The sequence below is a fragment of the Rathayibacter rathayi genome (assembly GCF_004011095.1).
GTDB lineage: Bacteria > Actinomycetota > Actinomycetes > Actinomycetales > Microbacteriaceae > Rathayibacter > Rathayibacter rathayi.
The window spans coordinates 84,050-106,697 of record NZ_CP028129.1 but is presented as its reverse complement, the minus strand read 5'-3'; the positions used below and the strand labels follow the sequence as shown (position 1 = coordinate 106,697).

The window sequence follows — 22,648 nt, the reverse complement described above, 5'->3', positions numbered from 1 at the left end:
ACTGACGTGGTGCTCCTGTGTCTGACGGCGTCGCACAAGAACGCCAGCTTCGATCTCCTCGAGAAGCTCTCCGTCGACTCCTCCGCCGTGACCGCGGCTCTGTCCGAGGGGATCGATTTCGTCTCCGGGGCCGTCGTCGTCGCGACCTGCAACCGCTTCGAGGCCTACCTCGACATCGAGGAGCCGCTGACCGCCGCCCGGGCCGTCGCCGTCGAGGCCGCGACCGCCGCCATCAGCGCCGCGACGGGCGTCGAGCAGGAAGAACTGCGCGGAAGCGTCGACGTCGTCTCGGGCGACCGGGTGGCCGAGCACCTCTTCGCCGTCTCCAGCGGACTCGAATCCGTCGTCGTCGGTGAGGGCGAGATCGCGGGCCAGGTCCGCCGCTCCCTCGAAGATGCGCGCCGCCTCGGCACCACCTCCTCCGAGCTCGAGCGCCTGTTCCAGCGGGCCTCGCAGACCTCGCGCGGGATCAAGAACCGCACCGGCCTGGGCAGTGCCGGCCGCTCGATCGTGCGCCTCGCACTCGATCTCGCCGCGAGCCGCGTCACCGACTGGCGCGCCGCCCGCGTCCTCCTCGTCGGCACTGGCAGCTACGCGCGAGCCACCGTCGCGGCGCTGCGCGACCGCGGAGTCGTCGAGATCGCCGTGCACTCCCCCTCCGGCCGCGCCGAGGGCTTCGCTGTGCGGCGCGCCCTTCGCCCCATCGACGCGGCCGACCTCGCGCTCGAGGCGGTCTCGGCCGACATCGTCATCACATGCACCACCACTCCGGGGCCGGTGCTCGACGCGGCGCTGCTCGCCGAGGGCCGCCTGCAGGGCTTCTCGCGCGAGCGCCAGCTGGTGATCGACCTGGGCCTGCCCCGCAATGTCGCCGCCAACGTCACCTCGGTCACCGGCGTCGAGCTGCTCGACCTCGAGACCATCAGCCTGCACGCTCCCCTCGACGTGCTCGACGCATCGCAGCAGGCGCGCGCTCTAGTCGACAGGGCGGTCCGGAAATTCTCGGACGTCGCGGACGAGAAGAGCCTGACTCCGGCCGTCGTCGCCCTGCGCTCGCACGTCTTCGAGGCGCTGGACGCCGAAATCGAGCGCGCCCGCTCCCGCGGTGACGAGGACGGCCGCACCGAGCAGGCCCTCCGTCACCTCGCGGGCGTCCTGCTGCACGCTCCCAGCGTCCGGGCCCGCGACTACGCGCGAGCCGGGGCTCAGGAGGCGTACCTCACCGGACTCGAGGCGCTGTTCGGCATCGAAGTGCCCGCCGAGCCGGCGGCCACCGCGCGCCCCGATTCGGGCGCGGCCACCGCGTGAGCCTGCGACTCCCGTTCGACGCGGAACCGCTGCGTACGTCTCCTCTGCTCACCGAGCGCCTGGCGCTAAGCCCCCTCGGATCCGCGGATGGCGAGGACCACGCGCGCTACCAGGCGACGCGGACGCCGCGCGCTTGCTCCGTTGGCCGGTGCACACGCTGGAGGAGTCGCGCGCACATGTGCAGCGCCGGCTCCCCTCCACCCGCCTCGCCACCGACGGCGACGTAGCCGTGCTGGCGATCGTCCGCCGCGAGGGAGCCCTCACCGGGGGATGGATCTCACGCTCATCGCGACCTCCTCGCGCGCTGCTTGACCGCGAGATGCCACCTATGAGGCCGACACGCCGCGCCGACGCATCACAAGTGGCATCTCGCCCAGCGCGCTAGGCGCCGCGCAGCCCCGCGAACAGGTGTGCCTCCAGCTGGGTGAGCGGGATGCGCTCCTGCTTCATCGTGTCGCGGTCGCGCACCGTCACCGCGTCATCCTCGAGCGAGTCGAAGTCGACGGTCACGCAGTACGGGGTGCCGATCTCGTCTTGGCGGCGGTAGCGGCGACCGATCGCTCCGGAGTCGTCGAAGTCGACGTTCCAGAGCTGGCGCAACTGGTCGGCGACACGGCGGGCAAGCGGCGAGAGGGCCTCGTTGCGCGAGAGCGGCAGCACGGCGACCTTCACCGGCGCCAGGCGCGGGTCGAGGTGCAGCACGGTGCGCGTCTCGACCTTGCCCTTCGCGTTCGGCGGCAGCTCCTGCTCCTCGTAGGCGTCGACGAGGAACGCCATCAGCGCGCGCGTCAGACCGAACGACGGCTCGATCACGAACGGCACATAGCGCTCGTTCTTGTTCTGGTCGAAGAACGAGAGGTCCTTCCCCGAATGCTCGATGTGCGTCTTGAGGTCGTAGTCGGTACGGTTCGCGACTCCCATCAGCTCGCCCCACTCGCCTGAGGCGAAATCGAAGCGGTACTCGATGTCGACGGTGCGCTTGGAATAGTGGGAGAGCTTGTCTTTAGGGTGCTCATACTGCCGGATGTTCTCGGGGTTCATCCCGAGTCCGACGAACCAGTCCCAGGCGAGCTGCATCCAGGTCTCCTGCCACTGCTCGTCCGTGCCGGGCTCGACAAAGAATTCGAGCTCCATCTGCTCGAACTCGCGCGTGCGGAAGATGAAGTTGCCCGGCGTGATCTCATTGCGGAACGCCTTACCGATCTGGCCAATCCCAAACGGCGGCTTCCGCCGGGCACTTTGGAGCACGTTCGCGAAGTTGGTGAAGATGCCCTGCGCGGTCTCGGGTCGCAGATAGTGCAGTCCCGACTCGTCGTCGACCACGCCCAGATAGGTCTTCATCAGGCCCGAGAACTGCTTAATCTCGGTCCACTGACCAACCTTGTCCGGGTGCTCCGGATCGGGGATGTCGGCGAGGCCGTTCGCGGGCGGGTGGCCGTTGACCTCCTCGTACTTCTCGAAGAGGTGATCGGCTCGATAACGCTTGTGGGTGATCAGCGACTCCGTCAGCGGGTCCGAGAAGACGCCGACGTGACCGGACGCGTGCCAGATCGCCGTAGGCAGGATGACTGCGGAGTCGAGGCCGACGACGTCGCCGCGGCCCTGCACGAACGTCTTCCACCACTGGCGCTTGATGTTTTCCTTGAACTCCACGCCGAGCGGCCCGTAGTCCCACGCGGAGCGGGTGCCCCCGTAGATCTCACCCGAGGGGAAGACGAATCCCCTGTGCTGCGCGAGGGTGATGACTGTGTCGAGGGTGGTGGATTCTGCCACGGGTTGCTCCTCAGCTGTTCGGGCGCACGGGGCCCCGGCGCGCGCCGGCTGCGCGCGTCCTTCTGGTGTGCCCCCATGCTAGCCGCGGCGGCACGGCGCCGGTCAGCGCACAGCGCACAGCAGGCACGATGAACGAATGAGTGCCCTCCCGCCGATCATCGTGTCCGCCGTCGCCGTAGTCCGCGAGCGGCGCGTCCTCATGGTCACCGCTCGCGGCCGCGACGTCCTCTATCTCCCCGGCGGCAAGGTCGATGAGGGCGAGAGTGCGGTCGATGCGGCGGCACGGGAGACCCGCGAGGAGCTCGGCGCCGACGCACTAGGGCTGAAGCCGTTGTTCACCGTTCGGACCCAGGCGCACGGCGAGCCGGAGGGGCGAGACGTGCACATGAGCGTCTTCGCCGCCCAGCTCGATCGCGAGGCGCGCCCGAGCGGCGAGATCGACTCGCTGCACTGGGTCGACGCCTCCGATACCGATCGCTGCCCGCCCGCCGGGGTCGAGACCCTCCGGCGGCTTCGCGCCCTGGGTCTCGTCGACTGACGCGGTCGGCTCCGCGCCGGGTGCAGGGCGGCTACCCTCGTGGCGTGGAGACGAGACGACGAGCGCGGGACAGGTCGACGGCGCAGGAGCCAGGTCGGCTCGAGCCGGTGCGCCTAGAGTCCGCGGTGCCGATCCTCCGAATCTTCTCGGTCGCTAAGGCGGGCGAGTTCTACGTCGACTATCTCGGCTTCGAGGTGGACTGGGAGCATCGTGCCTCGCTCGACGCACCCCTCTACCTTCAGGTCTCGCGCTCGGGCCTGCGCCTGCACCTCAGCGAGCACCACCGCGACGGCAGCCCCGGTTCGGCCGTGCACGTCGCGCTCCGCGGTGTCCGCGAGCTGCATGCCGAGCTCGATGCGAAGGCCTACCCGTACCTCAACCCTCGCATCACCCGCACGCCGTTCGGTTTCGCGCTCGAGGTGATCGATCCGTTCGGCAACCAGCTCCGCTTCGCCGAGCCCGCTCCGGTGCCGCACGCGACCTGAGCGGAAATTCCCTCCCGGTGGCATGATGTGAGCGCCGACTGGTCAACCATTCATCGCCCGTCCATGCGCTTCGGAGTCCGATCCCCTACCTTAGGGGCAATGGTTTCACGGGGGACGATCGAACGGCCGGTCACGGCAGGGGCAGCGACACGGCGACGTCGACCGCGGCCCCGCTTTCTCGACGCCGCTCCGCTGGCCTCGGGCCTGCTCGGATCGCTCTCCATCTTCCTCGGCTCACTCGGCGTGGGCTATCTCCCCGCCGACTCGCCGATCCGCGACTGGTCTCTCATCGCGTCGATCCGAGCCGCGGGTTGGCTGACCGAGTGGAGTGCCGCTCTCGTGGTCGGTGGCGGGATGCTGCTGCTGATCTCCTGGCTGCGCCTGCGCACGGTCGCGCTCGCCGCCGGACCCGGCTCGGTCCGCACGATCGTGGTGGCCGCCCTCGCCTGGGGCGCACCCCTGCTGATCACGGTGCCGCTCTTCAGCCACGACATGTTCTCGTATGTCGCGCAGGGCCGCCTGATGACGCAGGGGATCAATCCCTACACGAACGGCGTTGCGACCCTGCCCGGCTGGTTCAGCCTCGGCGTCGATCCACTCTGGGCCAACACCCCCACGCCGTACGGACCGCTGTACCTCCTGGTTGAGCGCACCGCCGTGCAGCTCGCGGGCTTCGGCTCGCCCGAGCTGTCCATCGCGATGCTCCGCGCTGTCTCGACAGCGGGCGTGGTCGTGATGGCGGTTTACGCACTGCGCCTGGCGCGCTTGCGCGGCCTTTCCGTACCGCTCACCGCGTGGACTCTCGTCGCCAACCCGGTCACACTGGTGCTCTTCATCGTCGCGGGCCACAACGACTCGGTGATGCTGGCGCTCATTCTCGCCTCGCTCTACTACGCGCAGACCGACCGGCGCATCGCCGCCGTTGCGCTGATGGCCGGGGCGATCGCGATCAAGCCGATCGCTGTCATCGCCCTGCCCGTCCTCGCGCTGCTGTGGCTGCGCCACGACGCGACCTGGCGTGAGCGCGCCCGCGGTTGGCTCTGGACCGGCATGGGGGCGTTGGGCCTCGTGGCCGCGGTGGGATTGCTCGCGGGTGTCGGAGTCGGTTGGGTCGCTGCGATGGTCGTGCCCGGCTCGATACTGCACTGGTACGCGCCGATGTCGTTCGTCACGGTCGCCCTCTCCCTCACCGTCGAGTTCACCGGCCACGACCCGGCCGCGGCCATCGCCGTGGTGAAGATCTTCGCGCTGGGTCTCGCCGGCCTGATCACCGCGCGCCTGATGCTCTCGCGCCGGTCGATCGATCCGCTTGCCCGCCTGTCCGGGGCGCTTCTGGCGTTCGTGACGGCCTCAACGGCCATCCACCCCTGGTACATCCTCTGGATTCTGCCGATCGCCGCACTCGCACGGCCCTGGCGCGGCGCTCATGTGCACCTGGCGGTGTACATGTCGATCTTCCTGATGTGCGTCACGCTGGCGGAGCCGGTCGACGCTGGAGGCGGCACGATGGATCAGATCCCGGGTCGCGTCGCGGCCATCGCCGCGATCGCCGTCGTCGGGATGTACATCCTCCTCGGCTACACCGACGAGGAGCGCGTCGAGGGCCCGCCCCTCGCACGCGCCCTGCCTTTCGGCTCCGAGATCCTCGAACGCTTCAGCGGCGGTCGCCTGGGCGACGCGCGGCTGGCGAGCACGCGCACACGGGACTAGAACTTTGCACGACCGGAACCCTGCACGACGAGAGCCCTGCGAAGGACGCCGCTCGCGGTCAGGAGTCGGAGTCGTCGCTCTGGCGAGGGGTGCGGCGGTCGATGGCCACCTGCGCGGCGGCGGCGGTCGAGTCCACGGAGCCGATGGGTCCGTCCGGGCCCGCGAGCACGCTCGAGAGCGACGACAGCCAGCCGACGTCGTCGCGCCGACCGTTCAGCGCGGTGGTGAACAGCGGTAGCTCACTGCGGGTTGCGTGAATCGCGTAGGACTCGCGGGTGAAGCCGTTGTCGGGAACGACCGGGCTGCGGCCACGGGCCGGCGCCGAGTCCGAGTCCGCCTCTGCGGCTTCCACCGGTGCCGAGTCCGCCCCTGCGGGATCTTCCTCCACGGAGTCCACCGGTGCGAAATCTTCCTCCACGGGGTCTTCCTCCACGGGGTCTTCCTCCACAGAGTCTTCCTCCACGGGGTCTTCCTCCACGGGGTCCACCTCCACGGGGTCCACCTCCACGGAGTCTTCCTCCGCAGGCTGCTCCGGACGAGTGTCGCGCTCGTCGCGCGGGTCGGTGCTGTCGTGGTCCACGGTGATCCTCCTGCTCTCCGCTCCTGGCGGCGGAGCGGACGCTGCGGTGGTGATGCAGCGCCCGGACAGGCTATCCCTCGTTCAGGGAACGCGGTCGTCGGTGGCGCCGGATGGCGGTGCCGGGCGCCAGACGACAAGCTCCGTACGGCGTTGCGCTCGAGTGCCGTGGCGCAGGGTGACGACGTCGCCCTCGAGGCCCGCGGCGAACACGCGGCGGCCCGGCCGGTTGAGGAGTTCGTCGGCCAGAGCCGTCTCCAGCTCGCGCACGCGCTGGGAGAGCGACTGCACCTGGTTCTCGAGCTGCAGGATCCGGGCGATGCCCTCGAGCGAGACGCCCTCGGAGGACAACCGCGCGACCTCGCGCAACTGCACGACGTCGCGCATCGAGTAGCGGCGAGACTTGCCCGCGGTGCGGGTCGGCCTGACGAGCCCAAGGCGGTCGTACTGGCGCAGCGTTTGGGGGTGCATCCCCGCGAGTTCGGCGGCGACGGCGATCGCGAAGACGGGCGTGTTCTCGTCCATGTCCCCTCCTGCTCCGACCGGCCGCGCCGACCAGTACCTCGACTAGTAGCGGGCCTTCTCCAGGATGTCTTCGCGCGGGTCCTCGTCCGACTCTGCGGCTGCGAAGGCTTCGAGGGCCTCGCGGGCAGCGGCGGACAGATGGCTCGGGACGGCTACCTGGAGCACCGCGAGCAGGTCGCCCGTGCCCTTCGAGGTGGTGACCCCACGGCCCTTAACGCGCAACACCCGACCGCTCGGCGTGCCTGCGGCGACCCGCAGCTTGACGGGCTCGCCGCCCAGCGTCGGCACCTCGATCGTCGCGCCGAAGACGGCCTCGACGAAGGTGATGGGGACCGTGACACGCAGGTTCACTCCGTCCCTTTCGAAGACGGGGTGCTTGCGGACCGAGACGGTCAGCACGAGGTCTCCGGGCTCTCCTCCGTCGGGGCTTGGGCGGCCCTTGCCCCGGACGCGGATCTTCTGCTCGTCAGCTACCCCGGCCGGGATGCGCACCGAGAGGGTGCGTCCGTCGCCGGTCTGTAGCTGCACGGTGTCGCCGCGCGTGGCGGTGCGGAAGTCGATGGTGGTGCTGGCAGTGACGTCGGCACCCTTCTGCGGGCCGCCGAATCCCCGGTAGCCGCCGCTGGGCTGGCCAAAGCGGTTGCCCCCGCCGCCGAACATGCCGCCGAGGATGTCCTCGAAGCCGGGCGGCGGGCTCTGCTGCGTGCTGTACGTGCTGCGCCCGCCCTGGCCGAACATGCCGCCGAAGACGTCGTCGAACCCACCGGGCTGGCCGCCGGCGGTGAAGCGCGCCCCGCCGCCCATCGCGCGGATCTGGTCGTACTCCCTGCGCTGCTCGGCGTCCGAGAGAACGGTGTACGCCTCGCTGATCTCCTTGAACCGCGCTTCGGCCTTTGTGTCGCCGGGGTTGGAATCCGGGTGGAACTGGCGAGCGAGCTTGCGGTACGTCTTCTTCAGGTCCGCCGCGGAGACGTCCTTGGACACGCCGAGGACCTTATAAAAGTCCTTGTCGAACCAATCCTGGCTGGCCATATGCCTCTTCCTGTGTCGAATGCGGCGAGGGACCCCGCCCGGAGCGGCGGCGTGCTGCCGAGCGGGGCGGGGTCCTCCGCGGTGGTGGTGCGGGTGGTCAGGTCAGTCCGCAGGGACGGCCACGACCACCTTGGCAGCCCGCACAAGCGAGCCTCCGAGGTAGTACCCCGACTCGACGACGTCCGCGACCGTGGAGGTCTCGGCGCCGGGGGTGGGCTGTTGGAAGATCGCCTCGTGAAGGGTCGGGTCGAACAGGTCTCCCACGGCGCCGGTCTTGACCAGGCCGAGCTTCTCCACTCCGCCTCGCAACTTCTGCGCGATGGCTGTAAAGGGCCCGCCCTCGGTGAGGTCGCCGTGCTTCTCGGCGCGGTCGAGGTCGTCGAGCACGGGGAGGATGACCTTTATCGCGTCACCGATCGCCCGCTCCTTGTCGACCTGACGGTTCGACTCGGTGCGCTTGCGGTAGTTCGCGTACTCCGCGGTCACCCGCTGGAGATCGGCGAGGTGCTCGGCCGCGAGCGTCTCGGCGCTGGACTGACCCGAAAGGAAGGAGAGGTCGGCGTCCGAAAGGCCGGTCTCGATGTCCGGCCCTTCGGCCTCGATCAGCCCCTCCTGGTCCTGCGCGTCCCGCGCCGCTTCGACTCCCGCTTCGCCGCCGGTGGCCGACTGCTCCTCGGGGAGATCCTGACGCTCGTTCTGGGGCTCGTTCTCAGGGTAGCTCTCGGCTGCCATGACTACTTCTTGTCCTTCGGCTCGTCCTCGTCGATGACCTCGGCGTCGACGATGTCCTCGTCGGCCTTCTTATCGCCGTCGGCGGGAGCGTCCGCGGGGGCGCTCTGCGCAGCCTGGTCCTGCGAATAGATCGCCTGGCCGATCTTGGTCTGCGAGGCGTTGAGCGCGTCGAACGCGGTCTTGACGGCCGCGTCGTCGTCGCCGGCGAGCGCAGTCTTCAACGCATCGACATCGCCCTGCACCTCAGACTTGACGTCCTCGGGCAGCTTCTCCTCGTTGTCCTTGATCAGCTTGTCGATCGAGTATGCGAGGGTCTCGGCGTTGTTGCGGATCTCGGCTGCCTCGCGGCGGACCTTGTCCTCGGCGGCGTGCTCCTCGGCCTCGCGGACCATGCGGTCGATGTCGTCCTTGGGCAGCGAGGAGCCGCCCGTGATCGTCATCGACTGCTCCTTGCCGGTGCCCTTGTCCTTCGCGGACACATGCACGATGCCGTTGGCGTCGATGTCGAAGGTGACCTCGACCTGCGGGATGCCGCGCGGTGCCGGCGCGATGCCGGTCAGCTCGAAGGTGCCCAGGTTCTTGTTGTCGCGGGTGAACTCGCGCTCGCCCTGGAAGACCTGGATCGCGACGGACGGCTGGTTGTCGTCGGCCGTGGTGAAGGTCTCGGAGCGCTTGGTCGGGATAGCGGTGTTGCGCTCGATGAGCTTGGTCATGATCCCGCCCTTGGTCTCGATGCCCAGCGAGAGCGGGGTCACGTCGATCAGGAGGACGTCCTTGCGCTCGCCCCTGAGGACACCGGCCTGCAGCGCGGCGCCGACAGCGACGACCTCGTCCGGGTTGACGCCCTTATTGGGCTCCTTGCCGCCGGTGAGCTTCTTCACGAGCTCGGCCACGGCAGGCATGCGGGTCGAGCCACCGACGAGGACGACGTGCGCGATGTCCTCGACCTTGACGCCCGCCTCGGCGATGACGTCGGTGAAGGGCTTGCGGGTGCGCTCGATCAGGTCGCTGGTGAGTTCCTCGAACTTGGCGCGGGTCAGCGTTTCGTCGAGATTGGCCGGGCCGTTCTCGGTGAGCGAGAGGTAGGGCAGCTGGATGCTGGTCGAGGTGCTCGAGGACAGCTCCTTCTTCGCCTGCTCCGCCGCCTCCTTGAGACGCTGACGGGCGATCTTGTCCTTCGCGACGTCGACGCCGGTCGAGTCCTTGAAACGCTTGACCAGGTGGTCGACGACGCGCTGATCCCAGTCGTCGCCACCCAGGCGGTTGTCGCCGGAGGTCGCGCGGACCTGGATGGTGGAGAAGTCGTCGTCCTTGCCCACTTCGAGGAGGGAGACGTCGAACGTTCCGCCGCCGAGGTCGAAGACGAGGATGAGCTCGTCCTCCTTGCCCTTGTCCAGGCCGTAGGCGAGGGCGGCCGCGGTGGGCTCGTTGATGATGCGCAGGACGTTGAGGCCCGCGATCTCACCGGCGTCCTTGGTCGCCTGACGCTCGGCGTCGTTGAAGTAGGCCGGGACGGTGATAACCGCGTCGCTCACCTTGTCGCCGAGGTACTGCTCCGCATCGCGCTTGAGCTTGCCCAGGATGCGGGCCGAAATCTCCTGCGGGGTGTACTGCTTGTCCTCCACGCCGAAGGTCCAGTCGGTGCCCATGTGGCGCTTGACGGACGCGATGGTGCGGTCGACGTTGGTGACGGCCTGGCGCTTCGCGGTCTCGCCGACGAGCACCTCGCCGTCCTTGGTGAACGCGACGACGGACGGCGTGGTGCGGAAACCCTCGGCGTTGGCGATGACCGTGGGCTCGCCTCCCTCGAGGACGGCCACGACAGAGTTGGTGGTTCCCAGGTCGATGCCTACGGCACGGGACATATGCGTTGTTCTCCTTCGCGATCGGCGTCGCTCGGGCGACGGCCGGTCAGTTGACGGGTGGTTCGGAATCCTCTGCGGGAGTTGAGTCCCACGCGCTCAAGTTTAGCCATCCTCGCCTGAGCGTCAAGTTCACCGTCACGAACCTGAGTCCTGAGAACTCAACTTTGACCGCGTCCCCATTCCTGCTCGTCCCGTCCTTCGTCCCGCCCTCCCGGTCACCTCGCGACCGGCGCCCGGAGCACGCCGTGAGCGCGGTAGTCCTCGAGCTCCAGGTCGTCGATCCCGTACTGATCGAGTTCGAGCAGGTGCCTGCGCAGCGAGAGGGTCGGGAACGGGAATGGCCGCCGGGACAACTGCACATCGACCTGATCGAGGTGGTTGAGGTAGATGTGGCAGTCGCCCGCGCTCCAGATCAGCTCGCCGACTGCGAGTGCGCAGTGGTCGGCGATCAGGTGGGTGAGGAGGGCGTAGCTGGCGAGATTGAACGGCACGCCGAGGAACAGATCGGCGCTGCGCTGGTAGACGTGACAGGAGAGGCGGTCGTCGTCGACAGAGAACTGGAAGAGGACGTGGCAGGGCGCCAGAGCCATCTCGTCGATCTCGCCGACGTTCCAGGCCGAGACCACGATCCTCCTCGAATTCGGATCGAAGCGGATCTGTTCGACGGCCTGAGCGATCTGATCGACCGACTCCCCCGTCTTCGTCTTCCACCGACGCCACTGCGCGCCGTAGATCGGTCCGAGATCTCCGCTCTCATCGGCCCACTCGTCCCAAATCGACACACCCCGTTCCCGCAGCCAGCCGACATTCGTCTCGCCGCGCAGGAACCAGAACAGCTCCTGGGCGATGGACGGGAAGTGCACCCGCTTGGTCGCGACCAACGGAAAGCCGGAGGCGAGGTCGTAGCGCAGGTGCCGACCGAAGACGCTGAGGGTTCCGGTTCCGGTGCGGTCCGACCGGCGGCTGCCGTTGAGCCGGACGTCGCGCAGGAGCCATTCGTAGGACGACGACACAGTGCGGCCTTTCCAGTGCTGTCGAGGTGGAGCGTCCGCATCACAGCGAGCGGAGCGCGGCGGAGCGATCAACCGGAGAAGTCGATGACGATCTTCAGATCCGACGTCGTGCGGTACTCGGCGAAAATCGTGCGCAGCCCCTCGAAATCAGCGAAGGGATGGACGCGGGTGACGAGAGAGTCGATGTCCACGACGCCGGAGGAGATCGCCGCGAGTGCCGTCCGCATGACGACGGCGCTGCGGTGCATCGGGAAGGCACGGACATCGAACGGCACGGACACCATCTTGATGCCCTTGGCCAGCAGCAGCCAGGTGTCGAACTTCTGCATCTCCTGCGACGCGCCGTAGAGGACGTACCGCCCGTTCGGGCGCAGGCGCCGCATGGCCTGACGTCGAGGATCGAGCTCGTCGTCATCGACGCGGATCGTCGGGAGGCCGTCGAAGACGTAGTCGAAGTAGTCGTCGGGGATGTCGGCGAGCTCGGCGGGCGTGACCGCACGGTCGGCGACGATCGCGGCCGCCCGCGCGTTACGGGCGAGATTCTGATCAAGGACCACGACCTCGCTGACCGCGAACGTCTTGCGGAGGACGCTCCCGGCGATAATGCCGATCGGTCCGGCACCCAGAATGAGGACCCGGTCACCGACGGCCGGCGGATTGCCGAGGATGGAGCGGAGCACTCCCGTCGTCGGCTCGATCAGGGACGCGCCGATGTCCGGCAGTGAGGACGGGACCACGACCGCCGCGGCGCGCCGATCGTCGACGAAGGATCGCTCGGCCGGAAAAGGATCGGTCTTGCGCTCGCCGGCGAACACGGGCCGCACGCTGCGGTACTCAGCGAGTCCGTCGAAGTCCGTCTGACCCCAGTACACGAGACGGTCCCCCACGCAGACGGTCCCACGTTCGGCGATCTCCGGACCCCTATCGACGACGACGCCCACGTACTCGTGGCCGAGGACGACGGGGTAGTCATCGGGAAAGAGGTGACCGTCGAAGAACGACACGTCGGTCGAGCAGATCGAGACGGCACGGGTGCGCAGGAGGACTCCGTCGGCCGGGGTGGACGGGATCGGGCGCGTGGACAGGCGGAGATCGCCGGGACCGGCGAGTTCGACGACCTGCATCCGATCGGTGCGGACGAGGGGAGGGCGTCGGTCATCGAGCGCGGATCGGGAAAGGGTGGATTCCATGATTCCTTCTTAAGTTTTCTCGGGCGAGGTGGTGTACGGCGGATGGTGTCGGGCCCGGGTGCTCTCGGGCCCGGAGAACTCACGTCGCGCGCCCGGCGGCCCAGCGTCGCATCAACGGCCGCTCGAGCCCGTAGTACAGGGCAGCTGCGGCGGCCGTGGAGGCCAGCGCCGCCACGGCGAGCAGGAGGAGTGACTCCCTCGGCCCCGAAGACCGGGCGGCGCCGGAGAGGAGAACGAGCACGGGCTGGTGGATCAGGTAGAACGCGAAGGACCACTCCCCGAGCCGCCGCCACAGGGGCGAACCATGTTGGCGCGGTTCGCTGGCGTCGTGCGCGGCCAACGCCGCGATCAGCCAGAGGCAGGGCAGGACGACGACCGCCTTCTGCGACCAGAGCGTGGGCAGGAAGAGCGTGGCGACATAAGCGAGGACCAGAACCACCGCCGGGAGCCCGCGCGATGCGGGCCGGAACCAGCCGTCCCGCACCGCAATCGCCGCGCAGATTCCGAGGACGAACTCCGGCAGCCTCCCTATCGGGAGAACGTAGAGGATCCAATATTGGACGCTCCGCGCGGACGAGTCGTGCGCCATCGGCTCGCCGATCGGGAGCAGCTGCGCGAGGAGCACGGTGCTGACGATCACGAGGAGCGCCAGGCCTGCGACTGCCAGGACGACCCGGCGGGGTGAGCGTCCCACGACCGCTCGCGCGGCGAGGGGGAACAGCGCGTAGAAGAGCGCCTCGACGCAGAGCGACCAGCCCGGTGCGTCGAGGCCGAAGTAGACGGCGGGGTCGGGCGACCACGCCTGCGTCATCAGGAGGTAGCCCGGCAGCAGGTGCGCGGCGTCCGGGCTGACGAGGAGCGCCACAACACCGCAGACCCAGTACACCGGGAGGATCTTCACGAAGCGCCGTCTCCAGAAGCCCGCAGCTGTATCGCCCGGCCGTACCGACCAGGCGATGACGAATCCGCTGAGCAGGAAGAAGAAGCTCACCCCGGCCGCACCGATGTGCTCCGCGACCCGCCAGAGTGGATCCGCGATCTCCGGTGAGCCGCCGAGAAACGGTGCTTGCGGGAGTGCCGCGTGGAAGACGAACACCGCCAGCGCGGCAGGGAAGCGAGCGGCAGTGAGCGACGGGAGCCGAGCCGCACGCGATGCGGCACCCGTCCCCGACGCGACGCCGGCCGTCGAAGGCTGCGACTGGGCATCAATCGGGCTCATCACCGCCGCTCGCCGTCGCAGAGATCAGGCGCGGAGCAGGGAGACGCCGATAGCCGTTCCCTTGCCCTTGAAGTAGGCGAGCTGGACCAGAAGTTCGGCGAACGGCTCGATGTAGCGGGCATTCTGGAGCGGACCCACGTCGACCGCATCGAAGCCCAGGGAGACGAGGAACCCGAGCACCCGTGCCTTGGCCTCCTCATCGTCCCCCGCCACCGGCACGAACAGCGAGCCGGCCTCGAAGGATGCCGGGTCGTGGTTGGGAGCGAGCACGGCGTTGAGCGCCTTGACGACCTTCGACCGGCCGAGGTGCGCCGCGATCTGCTCACCACCGGAGGTGCTGAAGCCGACGGTGAGGCGAGCGAAGTCCGCAGAGAGCGGGTTGGTGGCGTCGAGAACGGTCTTCCCGGCCAGTGATGCGACCTGGTCCGGCGCCAGTTCGAGGGCCGCCCGATAGGGCAGAGCGAGGACCACCAGGTCCGCTCCCGCCAGCGCTGCAACCGCATCCTCTCGCGGCGTCTTCCTCGTGACCTGCTGGACGTCGTTGCCGCTGCGGCACGCCGCGCGTGCCAGAGCACCTCCGACGTTTCCGTCTCCGATGATCGCTACAACACTCATGGATAGAACTCCCGTTCTCGTGGCTGACTGGAACGTCACGATCATGGAGTCGCATTGCGCCACGATCGAGACCGGACCTGCGAAGTGAGCTATCGTCGCAGCCGAACGGTCGGCTCTGGACGATCACGGAGAGGGGTGGGATGTCGCTGGAACTGCGCCAGCTCCGGATCTTCGTGACTGTCGCCGATGAGCTGCATTTCGGCCGCGCCGCCGCGCACCTGCGACTCCCGCCATCGGTGGTCAGCGAGCAGATCAAGCGCCTGGAACAGTTGATCGGAGTCGAACTGTTCGATCGCAGCCGTCGGGCGATCAGCCTCACCGTCGCCGGGAGCGAGCTGCTGGCTCCGGGGCGCGCCCTGCTGCGCGACGCCGAATCCTTCATCGGGACTGCGCGGGCGAACGAGCACCCGGGTCGCGTCCTGCGTCTGGGTATCGGTCTCGGGATGGGGCGCCGGCTCGCCTTCATCCTGCGCCGATTGGCGCGCGCCGGTCACTCGGTGCGGACCGTCTCCGTGCCACCCGCCGAACGCTGCGCTCTTCTCACCGCCGGCGAGCTCGATGCCGCGTTCATCCGCGGGCGCGTCCGCTGCGGTCCGCTGATCGCGCATCACGTTTGGGACGATGAACTCGTCGCCGCGCTTCCCGAGCACCATCCCCTCGCCGCTCACGGGTCGGTGCAGCTCGCGGACCTGGCCAGGTCCCCCGCCGCACTCGTCCCGCGGGAGGAGAACCCAGCGCTGCACGACATCCTCTCCGGCGGCTTCGCTGCGCTGGGTTTGAGCGTCGAGATCGGAATGCGCTTCAGCACGGTCGAGGCGACCTTCGCCGAGCTGGTGGCTCACCCCACGGCGATGTGGACGCCGGTGTTCGCCGCGTACGAGACCGAGCACGCCTACGAGGGCATCTCGATCGCGGCGATCCAGCCTCGCCTAACGCTCCCGGCGTTCCTGGCCGTGCACCCCCGATCGATGGGGCGGTTGCAGATGGTGATCGACGCGAGCAGGAAGAGCGATGCCGGGGCGCTACAGCCGTCACCGCACTGAGCGGAACCCGTCCTCCCGGCGCTTCCGGCCGTTCACCTCCTCCCCCTACGGTGGGGCCATGACGACGCATACCGGCCGCTGGCCCGTCCTCGCCTGGGGCCTGTGGGATTGGGGCGGCTCGGCCTTCAACGCGGTCGTGACGACCTTCGTCTTCACCGTCTACCTCACCACCGACGGGCTCTTCGGCACGCCGAGCGGAGTCTCCGCCGCGCTGGGCTGGTCGCTCGCGGCCGCCGGAGTGGTCGTCGCCATTATCGCCCCGATCGCCGGCCGACGGGCCGACCTCGGCGGCCGACGCCGGCTCTGGCTGGGGATCCACTCGGCCGTGGTCGTCCTCTGCATCCTGCTGATGTTCTTCGTCCGCCCCGACCCGGCCTTTCTCTGGCTGGGGCTAGGACTGCTCGCGGTCGGCACGGTCTTCTTCGAGTTCGCGAGCGTCAACTACAACGCGATGCTCACCCAGGTCTCGACGCGGGCGAGCATCGGCCGCGTCTCCGGTTTCGGCTGGGGCATGGGCTACGTGGGCGGAATCGTCCTGCTGCTGATCGTCTACGTCGGCTTCATCTCTCCCGAGGTCGGCCTCTTCGGGGTCACCGGCGACGACGGGCTCGACGTGCGCGTCTCGATCCTGCTCGCCGGTGTCTGGTTCGCGGCGTTCGCCCTGCCCGTCCTCTTCGCGGTGCCGGAGGCGCCCGCGCGCGTGGAGCGGGCGGAGCAGGTCGGTGTGATCGCCTCCTACCGGGCGCTCGTCGCGCAGGTCGCGGCGCTCTGGCGAGAGAGCCGCAACACCGTCACCTTCCTCATCGCCAGCGCGGTGTTCCGCGATGGACTCACCGGGGTCTTCACCTTCGGCGGCGTGCTGGCACAGGGCACCTTCGGCTTCAGCGCCGGCGAGGTGATCCTGTTCGCCATCGCGGCGAACGTCGTGGCCGGAGTGGCGACCATCTCGGTCGGCGCGCTCGATGACCGCATCGGCCCGAAGGCGGTGATCGTCGCCTCGCTGATCGGCCTGGTGGTCTGCGGCACGGCCGTCTTCGCGCTGCACGACGGCGGCAAGACGGTGTTCTGGGTCTTCGGGCTGCTGCTGTGCCTGTTCGTCGGACCGGCGCAGTCGGCGAGCCGCAGCTACCTGGCGCGCCTCATCCCGGAGGGACGCGAGGGCGAGATCTTCGGCCTCTACGCGACCACCGGGCGGGCCGCCTCGTTCCTGGCACCCGCCGCCTTCGCGGCCGCCGTCTCCCTCGCGGCCGCCGTCTCGGGGAACGCGGAGTCGAACGTGCAGTACTGGGGCATCCTCGGCCTCGTCCTGGTTCTCGCGGTCGGGCTGGTGCTGCTCCTGCCGGTGCGCCGCCCGCCGTCGAGTACCCCTCTCGCGCCACAGTCCCGCCAGACGCCCTCGGCTCACCTAGAGTGACCGGGCCGCGCCGTCGCGGCGTGGAGGAGGTCGGAGATGGCGTCACGCCCCGTGGATCAGCGCACACCAGGACCGGAGCGGCACACGGACGAGGCGGTGCCGGCGGTCGAGCGGCCGCAGACAGCTCCGGTCTCCGAGTGGCCGACAGTGCCCGGCGCACCGGTCGTGTCCGAGAGTTCCGAGCACTCCGCTCGCCCCGCGAAGGTTCGAGTGCGGAAGAAGCGGCGCGAGTCGCGAGGCACCCGCGCTCGGCGCATCCTCCGACGCGCGGGGCTGGCGACCCTCGCAGTGGTGCTCCTCGCTGCCCTCGTCGGAGTCGTCGCGCTGATCCTCGCGCCGCACCAGCTCTTCTGAGCGCCCGGCGCTGAAGTGCACCGTGGGTTCAGGCGGTGGCGATCCACAAGACGATCAGCAGCAGTGTGACCAGGAAGCCGGTCAGGAAGTTCAGCGCGAGGAAGCGCTTCCAGCCCGCGTTCGCGCGCTCCGCCTCCGCATCGCCGAGCGACCGGTACGGCCAGATGCTCACCGCGTACGGCACCGCGAGAATCGCCGCCAGGCTCCCCGGCCACGGCAGCAGAAGCAGGAGCAGCCCGCTCGCGACATAGGCGGCGATGGCGAGGCGCGTCGTCGCCTTCGCTCCGATCACCGTCGCGATCGAGCCGATGCCGCCCGCGCGATCGGCGAGGATGTCCTGCACCGCTCCGAAGGCGTGGCTGGCGATCCCCCAGAGGAAGAACGCCACCAGCAACGCCACCAGCGGGTCGGTGACCACGGTGCCCGCGAGGGCGATCCCGTACACGGCGGGGCCGACGAAGTGGGTCGACGAGGTCAACGAGTCGACGAAGGGTCGCTCCTTGAACCGCAGCCCCGGGGCGCTGTAGGCGATCACGGCGAAGACGCTAATCGCGAGGACGAGCCAGGAAACCGGGGACCCCAGCAGCACCAGGGCCACGAGGAACGGCACGTTCGTCGCCACCGCGGCGATCAGGGTGGCGCGGTGCTGACTCCGGTCGAGCACGGCGCCCTCGACGCCGCCCTTGCGGGGGTTCCGCAGGTCGGACTCGTAGTCGAAGACGTCGTTGATCCCGTACATCGCAAGGTTGTAGGGGATGAGGAAATAGAGCGTGCCGAGCACGAAGGCGAGGTCGATCTCGCGCGTGGTTAGCAGGTACGCCGCCGCGAAGGGGTAGGCGGTATTGACCCAGCTCAGCGGGCGACTCGAGACGAACAGCGCGCCCAGCCGGTTCACGGCTCGCTCCGACGGCGCGCGGGCAGGAGGACCCAGAGCGCCGGGAGCGCGAGGGCGGCGGCGATCGCGTAGGCGAAGTCCTCGACCGGAGCGACGCCGATCCGGATCCCCGAGATGAGGTCGTCGTCATAGGCGACCAGCAGACCCACTCCGATCATGATGTTGTCGAAGACGGCGGTCATCACCAGCAGTATGGCGAGCGTGCCGAGCACGGCGACCGGACGGAGGATCCGCCTGCGCAGCGCGGCCAGCAGCACCACCAGCACCACCGCGAGGAACACGGCGTTGAGGAGGAGGTAGGTCACGCGCGCGCCTCCGCCCGCCGACCGAGGCGCCGCGAGAGGAAGCCGTGCACGTCCATCGTCAGGTAGCAGAGCAGCGTGAGGAAGAGGACCTCCTCGACCGGCAGCTCCGGTGCGAGCTGGAGCCCGGTCATGAAGGACGTCTCGCCGCGGAAGAAGACACCGAGGCCGATCCCCACGAGGTCCCAGACCAGGAAAAACGCGACTCCCACGGGCAGCACGATCGCCGCGCGGCGCGCATCCGCCCAGAAGAACAGCCGGAACCGCCGGTCGAGCACGACCATCCCGATGATCGAGACCAGGAGCGCGAGCAGGTAGAGGATCCCCACGCCTACTCCCCCGCGGGAACGGGCGCGACCGGAGCCGACGGCGCCTCCCGCACGGGCAGCGGCTCGGTCGTGACGTCGCCGCGGACGCGCTTGAGCATGACCTCGGCGCTGATGATGCACATCGGCAGGCCGATCCCGGGGATCGTGGAGCTGCCCGCGAAGAGCAGGCCGTCGACGTGCTTACTGACGTTCCCGGCGCGGAAGAACGCGCTCTGCGAGAGCACATGCGAGGGGCCGAGCATCGAGCCGCGCCAGGCGCCGAGATCGCTCTCGAAGTCGGCCGGGCCGATGGTGCGGCGCACGACGATCCGCTCGGCGAGGTCGGTCGCGCCGGTCCAGGTCGCGATCTGCTCGATCACGGAGTCGGCGATCGCCTCGACGCGCGCGTCACCCGCTCCGTCCACTCCGCCGTGCCCGATCGAGGTGTCGGCCGGGACCGGGACGAGCACGAACAGGTTCTCGTGCCCCTCCGGCGCCACGCTCGCGTCGGTCGCGCTCGGGCGGCAGACGTAGATCGAGGCGGGGTCGGGGACGCTGGGGTTCTCGCCGAAGATCTTCCCGAAGTTGTCGCGCCAGTCCTGCGTGAAGAGCAGGGTGTGGTGCTCGAGCTCGGGCAGCTCGCCGCGCACGCCGAGCAGCACGAGGACGGCGCTCGGGCCGGGCTCGCGCGTCTCCCAGTAGGCCGGCGGGTAGGTGCGCAGCTCCTCGGGGAGGAGCGACTGCTCGGTGGTGAAGAGGTCGGCGGCGTTGACGACCAGGTCGGCGGGGATTCGCTCCGCGCCCTCGGGGCCCGTGAACTCGACTCCGACGACCTCAGCCCCGCGGCGCCCGCCGCGCGGGGAGCGGGCGGTGAGGATGCGCGTCGCGGGCGAGGAGGTGCGGATGCGCACGCCCGCCTCCTCAGCGACGTCGGCGACCGCCTCGATCAGCGTGGTGAAGCCGCCCATCGGGTAGAGCACGCCGTCGGCGAGGTCAAGGTGGCTCATCAGGTGGTACATGCTCGGCGCGTTGAACGGCGAGGAGCCCAGGAACACGGCCGGGTAGCCGAGGATCTGACGCAGGCGGTTGTCGGACACCGCAGTCGCCGCGAAAGTGTCCAGAGGTGTGAGCAGCAGACGGCCGAGCGTCCCGCTGCGGCTGAGCACATCCCGGCGCAGCAGCGGCACGAAGGAGGAGAAGCTCGTATAAAGGAAGCGGCGCTTGGCCATCTCGTAGGTGTCGCGCGCCGAGTCGAGGTAGGCCCGCATCCGCTCGCCCGCCCCGGGCTCGATGCTCTCGAAGAGCGCGAGGTTCGACTCCAGGTCGGCGAGCACGTCGATCGGCTCCTCGACGCCCTGGCTGTAGACGCGGTAGCCGGGGTCGAGGGTGACCAGGTCGAGCCGCTCGGCGGCGCTGGTACCCATCAGCCGGAAGAAGTGGTCGAACACCTCGGGCATCAGATACCAGGAGGGGCCGGTATCGAAGCGGAAGCCCTCATACTCCCACGAGCCGGCGCGGCCACCGACGACCTCGCGCGCCTCCAGCAGGGTCACGTCGTAGCCGTCGCGGGCGAGCAGCGCAGCGGACGCGAGGCCGCCGATCCCGCCGCCGATGACGACCGCGCGGTGCGGCCCGGCCGTCGAGCGGGTCGCTCGGACCGGGCCGGGGCCCAGGCGCGGGCCGAGCGTCGAGACGGCGGCCTTCGCGGCGAGCGCCGCCTTGCTGACGGTGGACACGCTGACGCGAGCGCGGAGGAGTTCCTCGGCGGGCGTCGCGCGGATCCGGTCGGCCAGCGCGGCGAAGAGAGAATGGGCGAGCCGCACCGCGCGACGGCTCGAGCGCGGCAGCTCCGGGACGATGGCGGCTGCCTCGGCGAGGTCGTCGTCGAGGTCGGCGAGCAGCGCGGCCTTGTCGCGCTCCGAGAAGGCGCGCGGATCGACTCCGGGGAAGTAGCTGCGGCCGAGGCCGTCGACGTCAGCGGCGAGGTCGCGAAGGAAGTTGACCTTCTGGAACGCGGCACCCAGGCGGCGTGCGCCGGCGACCAGGCGCGCGCGTGCGACCGCCGAGACGAGCCCGGCATCCGGAGCCGCGAGGAACACCTGGAGGCACATCAGCCCGACGACCTCGGCGGAGCCGTAGACGTAGGCCTCGAACGACTCGGTAGTGTGTGCCGTCTCCCGCAGATCGGCGCGCATCGACGCGAAGAACGGGCGCGTCAGCTCGGTGCCGAATCCGGTGGCCCGCGCCGTCCGGGCGAAGGCGTGGATCACCAGATTGGAGCTGTAGCCGCAGGCGAGCGCGCGCTCCGTCTCGGCCTCGAAGGCATCCAGCGACTCCTCCACGGCCGCGCGGTCGAGCTGCGCCTCCTCGGCAACCCCGTCCACGATCTCGTCGGCGACGCGGACGAGGGCGTAGACGTCCTCCACGCGCTCGCGGACGCCGGGCGCGAGCAGGCGCGTGGCCAGACCGAAGGAGGTGGAGTAGCGACGGATCACCTGCGCGGACGACTCGTGCGCGACGCGGTCGTACAGTTCGCTCTGGCGGCTCATCGTGCCACCGTACGGGGGCGCGGGGGCAGGAACGGCATCCCCCTGCGCATCCGCGCGTGGCGTAGCGCGCTCATCGGGTGCGCCCGACCACGCTGGCCACGAGCGGGCGGACCTCGCTGCGGAACGCCTCCGACACCACCGGGGTCTCCAGCGCCGCCCAGGCACGGTCAGCGAACTCCTTCGCCAGCCCCTCGGCGTAGCGGCGAGCGCCGCACTCCTCGAGGATGCCGCGCACCTTCTCGGCGGTCTCGGGCGCGAGGTGCTCGTCGCCGATCAGCGCCTCAATGTCGGGCCAGCAGTCGGTGCCGGCCGCGTGCGCGATGAGGACGGTGCGCTTGCCCTCGCGCAGATCGCCCAGCGTGGTCTTACCGGTCTGCCCCTCCGAGCCGAAGACGCCGAGGAGGTCGTCGACGATCTGGTAGGCGATGCCGATCCAGCGCCCGAACTCGCCCAGCGCGTCCACCGCCGCGTCCGAGGCGCCGGCGAGGATCGCTCCGGCCTGCAGCGGCGCCTCGAACGAGTACACCGCCGTCTTGAGGTGCTCCATCTCGAGTACCTCGTGGACCGAGGGCAGGCCCGGCATCAGCGAGAAGTCGACATCGGCGAGTTCACCGGCGGCGGAAGCGAAGACGGCCTCGTCGAGCAGAGTGAGCAGGCGGGCGCGCACTTCGTCCGAGGCACCGACGCCCTCGATGAGGCGATGGGCGGCGGTGAGGGCGAGGTCGCCCGCGATGACGGCGACCGACGTTCCACGGTGCTCCGCGATCGGGATGGAGAGGCCCGCGGTGGTGGCCTCATCGCGGTAGCTGCCCGAGACGTTCGGGCCGCCGCGGCGCACGAAGTCGCGGTCGATCACGTCGTCGTGCACGATCAGTGCGGTGTGCAGGAGCTCGAAGGCGGCGCCGAGGTGCGCGGCGGCCTCCGGATCCTGACCGCCGTGCGCCTCGTAAGCCGAGATCACCATCAGCGGACGGAAGCGCTTACCGCCGCGGGTATTGGCCTCCAATGTCTGCCAGAGGGTGAGATAGCGGGGTCCAAGGCGCACTGCCCGGGACCTCGCCAACGAGAAGAACCTGTCCAGGACGGCATCGACGTGCTCCTGCCTCAACCGGGACAGAACCACGGGGTCGCGCGTATCCACTTCGGAAGGCTAACAAAGCAGTGATCGTGACGGATGAGCCGACTGGAGTGTTGCGGCGTG

Annotated in this window: 22 protein-coding genes; 7 read left to right on the top strand and 15 right to left on the bottom strand. The window is 69.4% G+C overall.

Features of this window, described 5'->3' with window-relative positions; translation table 11 throughout:
- The first annotated feature begins 9 nt into the window (after positions 1–9).
- Positions 10–1,308 (top strand): glutamyl-tRNA reductase, encoded by a 1,299-nt coding sequence (locus C1O28_RS00565; RefSeq protein ID WP_097166400.1) that lies wholly within the window; start codon positions 10–12, stop codon positions 1,306–1,308.
- A gap of 381 nt (positions 1,309–1,689) precedes the next feature.
- Here C1O28_RS00565 and C1O28_RS00560 read toward each other — a convergent pair whose 3' ends face one another.
- Entirely contained in the window at positions 1,690–3,081 is a 1,392-nt protein-coding gene (locus C1O28_RS00560; protein ID WP_097166204.1) for a glycine--tRNA ligase, read from the bottom strand.
- A gap of 136 nt (positions 3,082–3,217) precedes the next feature.
- Here C1O28_RS00560 and C1O28_RS00555 point away from each other — a divergent pair, with 136 nt between their 5' ends.
- The 3 genes from C1O28_RS00555 (at position 3,218) to mptB (ending at position 5,814) form a co-directional block, all read left to right on the top strand.
- Positions 3,218–3,619, top strand: a complete 402-nt coding sequence (locus tag C1O28_RS00555; RefSeq protein WP_097166203.1) for an NUDIX hydrolase — start codon at positions 3,218–3,220, stop codon at positions 3,617–3,619.
- Between the two features lie 20 nt (positions 3,620–3,639).
- Positions 3,640–4,104, top strand: coding sequence for a glyoxalase superfamily protein (locus C1O28_RS00550; protein ID WP_337189911.1), 465 nt, complete (start codon positions 3,640–3,642; stop codon positions 4,102–4,104).
- 99 nt (positions 4,105–4,203) lie between these two features.
- Positions 4,204–5,814, top strand: coding sequence for a polyprenol phosphomannose-dependent alpha 1,6 mannosyltransferase MptB (gene mptB / locus C1O28_RS00545; protein ID WP_097166201.1), 1,611 nt, complete (start codon positions 4,204–4,206; stop codon positions 5,812–5,814).
- A gap of 58 nt (positions 5,815–5,872) precedes the next feature.
- On the opposite strand, the gene C1O28_RS00540 is transcribed toward mptB, so the two are convergent.
- The 9 genes from C1O28_RS00540 to C1O28_RS00500 all read right to left on the bottom strand — a co-directional run bounded on the left by C1O28_RS00540 (position 5,873) and on the right by C1O28_RS00500 (position 14,582).
- Positions 5,873–6,394 (bottom strand): hypothetical protein, encoded by a 522-nt coding sequence (locus C1O28_RS00540; RefSeq protein WP_097166200.1) that lies wholly within the window; start codon positions 6,392–6,394, stop codon positions 5,873–5,875.
- A gap of 81 nt (positions 6,395–6,475) precedes the next feature.
- Positions 6,476–6,916 (bottom strand): heat shock protein transcriptional repressor HspR, encoded by a 441-nt coding sequence (locus C1O28_RS00535; protein ID WP_097166199.1) that lies wholly within the window; start codon positions 6,914–6,916, stop codon positions 6,476–6,478.
- Positions 6,917–6,958: 42 nt separating this feature from the next.
- A complete protein-coding gene (locus C1O28_RS00530) occupies positions 6,959–7,948 on the bottom strand; it encodes a DnaJ C-terminal domain-containing protein (RefSeq protein WP_097166198.1) in 990 nt (329 codons plus the stop codon).
- A gap of 102 nt (positions 7,949–8,050) precedes the next feature.
- Positions 8,051–8,680, bottom strand: a complete 630-nt coding sequence (locus tag C1O28_RS00525) for a nucleotide exchange factor GrpE (protein WP_097166197.1) — start codon at positions 8,678–8,680, stop codon at positions 8,051–8,053.
- 2 nt (positions 8,681–8,682) lie between these two features.
- The gene (gene dnaK, locus C1O28_RS00520; RefSeq protein WP_097166196.1) at positions 8,683–10,545 is read right to left on the bottom strand and encodes a molecular chaperone DnaK; all 1,863 of its coding nucleotides are present in this window, start codon (positions 10,543–10,545) and stop codon (positions 8,683–8,685) included.
- Positions 10,546–10,760: 215 nt separating this feature from the next.
- Positions 10,761–11,558, bottom strand: a complete 798-nt coding sequence (locus tag C1O28_RS00515) for a thymidylate synthase (protein WP_097166195.1) — start codon at positions 11,556–11,558, stop codon at positions 10,761–10,763.
- Positions 11,559–11,626: 68 nt separating this feature from the next.
- Positions 11,627–12,748, bottom strand: a complete 1,122-nt coding sequence (locus C1O28_RS00510) for an alcohol dehydrogenase catalytic domain-containing protein (protein ID WP_202129600.1) — start codon at positions 12,746–12,748, stop codon at positions 11,627–11,629.
- A 79-nt stretch (positions 12,749–12,827) separates the two neighbouring features.
- Positions 12,828–13,967: an acyltransferase family protein gene (locus C1O28_RS00505; RefSeq protein WP_097166194.1), complete on the bottom strand. Its 1,140-nt coding sequence runs from the start codon at positions 13,965–13,967 to the stop codon at positions 12,828–12,830.
- 24 nt (positions 13,968–13,991) lie between these two features.
- Complete coding sequence (locus C1O28_RS00500) at positions 13,992–14,582, bottom strand: NADPH-dependent F420 reductase (protein ID WP_097166193.1); 591 nt, start codon at positions 14,580–14,582, stop codon at positions 13,992–13,994.
- Between the two features lie 140 nt (positions 14,583–14,722).
- Here C1O28_RS00500 and C1O28_RS00495 point away from each other — a divergent pair, with 140 nt between their 5' ends.
- The 3 genes from C1O28_RS00495 to C1O28_RS00485 are packed head-to-tail and all read left to right on the top strand — an operon-like array spanning position 14,723 to position 17,393.
- A complete protein-coding gene (locus C1O28_RS00495; protein ID WP_097166192.1) occupies positions 14,723–15,625 on the top strand; it encodes a LysR family transcriptional regulator in 903 nt (300 codons plus the stop codon).
- Positions 15,626–15,683: 58 nt separating this feature from the next.
- The gene (locus C1O28_RS00490; RefSeq protein ID WP_102063261.1) at positions 15,684–17,039 is read left to right on the top strand and encodes an MFS transporter; all 1,356 of its coding nucleotides are present in this window, start codon (positions 15,684–15,686) and stop codon (positions 17,037–17,039) included.
- A gap of 36 nt (positions 17,040–17,075) precedes the next feature.
- Positions 17,076–17,393 (top strand): hypothetical protein, encoded by a 318-nt coding sequence (locus C1O28_RS00485; protein ID WP_097166191.1) that lies wholly within the window; start codon positions 17,076–17,078, stop codon positions 17,391–17,393.
- A gap of 28 nt (positions 17,394–17,421) precedes the next feature.
- Here C1O28_RS00485 and C1O28_RS00480 read toward each other — a convergent pair whose 3' ends face one another.
- The 5 genes from C1O28_RS00480 to C1O28_RS00460 form a co-directional block, all read right to left on the bottom strand.
- Positions 17,422–18,288 carry a prenyltransferase gene (locus tag C1O28_RS00480; protein WP_097166190.1) on the bottom strand — a complete coding sequence of 289 codons (867 nt, stop codon included), beginning with the start codon at positions 18,286–18,288 and terminating at the stop codon, positions 17,422–17,424.
- Positions 18,285–18,593 (bottom strand): lycopene cyclase domain-containing protein, encoded by a 309-nt coding sequence (locus C1O28_RS00475; RefSeq protein ID WP_097166189.1) that lies wholly within the window; start codon positions 18,591–18,593, stop codon positions 18,285–18,287. Before C1O28_RS00475 ends, C1O28_RS00480 begins: the two co-directional genes overlap by 4 nt.
- Positions 18,590–18,919: a lycopene cyclase domain-containing protein gene (locus tag C1O28_RS00470; protein WP_097166188.1), complete on the bottom strand. Its 330-nt coding sequence runs from the start codon at positions 18,917–18,919 to the stop codon at positions 18,590–18,592. Before C1O28_RS00470 ends, C1O28_RS00475 begins: the two co-directional genes overlap by 4 nt.
- Positions 18,920–18,921: 2 nt before the next feature.
- Positions 18,922–21,447, bottom strand: a complete 2,526-nt coding sequence (gene crtI / locus C1O28_RS00465; RefSeq protein ID WP_102063252.1) for a phytoene desaturase family protein — start codon at positions 21,445–21,447, stop codon at positions 18,922–18,924.
- 70 nt (positions 21,448–21,517) lie between these two features.
- Positions 21,518–22,588, bottom strand: a complete 1,071-nt coding sequence (locus C1O28_RS00460) for a polyprenyl synthetase family protein (RefSeq protein WP_243392044.1) — start codon at positions 22,586–22,588, stop codon at positions 21,518–21,520.
- Between the last annotated feature and the right edge of the window lie 60 nt (positions 22,589–22,648).

What these genes read in the sequence shown, in the direction of transcription:
- crtI (WP_102063252.1), bottom strand. Translation starts at nt 21,447, where the DNA reads ATGAGCCGCCAGAGCGAACTGTACGACCGCGTCGCGCACGAGTCGTCC.
- C1O28_RS00500 (WP_097166193.1), bottom strand. Translation starts at nt 14,582, where the DNA reads ATGAGTGTTGTAGCGATCATCGGAGACGGAAACGTCGGAGGTGCTCTG.
- C1O28_RS00555 (WP_097166203.1), top strand. Translation starts at nt 3,218, where the DNA reads ATGAGTGCCCTCCCGCCGATCATCGTGTCCGCCGTCGCCGTAGTCCGC.
- C1O28_RS00505 (WP_097166194.1), bottom strand. Translation starts at nt 13,967, where the DNA reads ATGAGCCCGATTGATGCCCAGTCGCAGCCTTCGACGGCCGGCGTCGCG.
- C1O28_RS00530 (WP_097166198.1), bottom strand. Translation starts at nt 7,948, where the DNA reads ATGGCCAGCCAGGATTGGTTCGACAAGGACTTTTATAAGGTCCTCGGC.
- C1O28_RS00490 (WP_102063261.1), top strand. Translation starts at nt 15,684, where the DNA reads ATGACGACGCATACCGGCCGCTGGCCCGTCCTCGCCTGGGGCCTGTGG.
- C1O28_RS00485 (WP_097166191.1), top strand. Translation starts at nt 17,076, where the DNA reads ATGGCGTCACGCCCCGTGGATCAGCGCACACCAGGACCGGAGCGGCAC.
- C1O28_RS00510 (WP_202129600.1), bottom strand. Translation starts at nt 12,748, where the DNA reads ATGGAATCCACCCTTTCCCGATCCGCGCTCGATGACCGACGCCCTCCC.
- C1O28_RS00495 (WP_097166192.1), top strand. Translation starts at nt 14,723, where the DNA reads ATGTCGCTGGAACTGCGCCAGCTCCGGATCTTCGTGACTGTCGCCGAT.
- C1O28_RS00525 (WP_097166197.1), bottom strand. Translation starts at nt 8,680, where the DNA reads ATGGCAGCCGAGAGCTACCCTGAGAACGAGCCCCAGAACGAGCGTCAG.
- mptB (WP_097166201.1), top strand. Translation starts at nt 4,204, where the DNA reads ATGGTTTCACGGGGGACGATCGAACGGCCGGTCACGGCAGGGGCAGCG.
- dnaK (WP_097166196.1), bottom strand. Translation starts at nt 10,545, where the DNA reads ATGTCCCGTGCCGTAGGCATCGACCTGGGAACCACCAACTCTGTCGTG.
- C1O28_RS00535 (WP_097166199.1), bottom strand. Translation starts at nt 6,916, where the DNA reads ATGGACGAGAACACGCCCGTCTTCGCGATCGCCGTCGCCGCCGAACTC.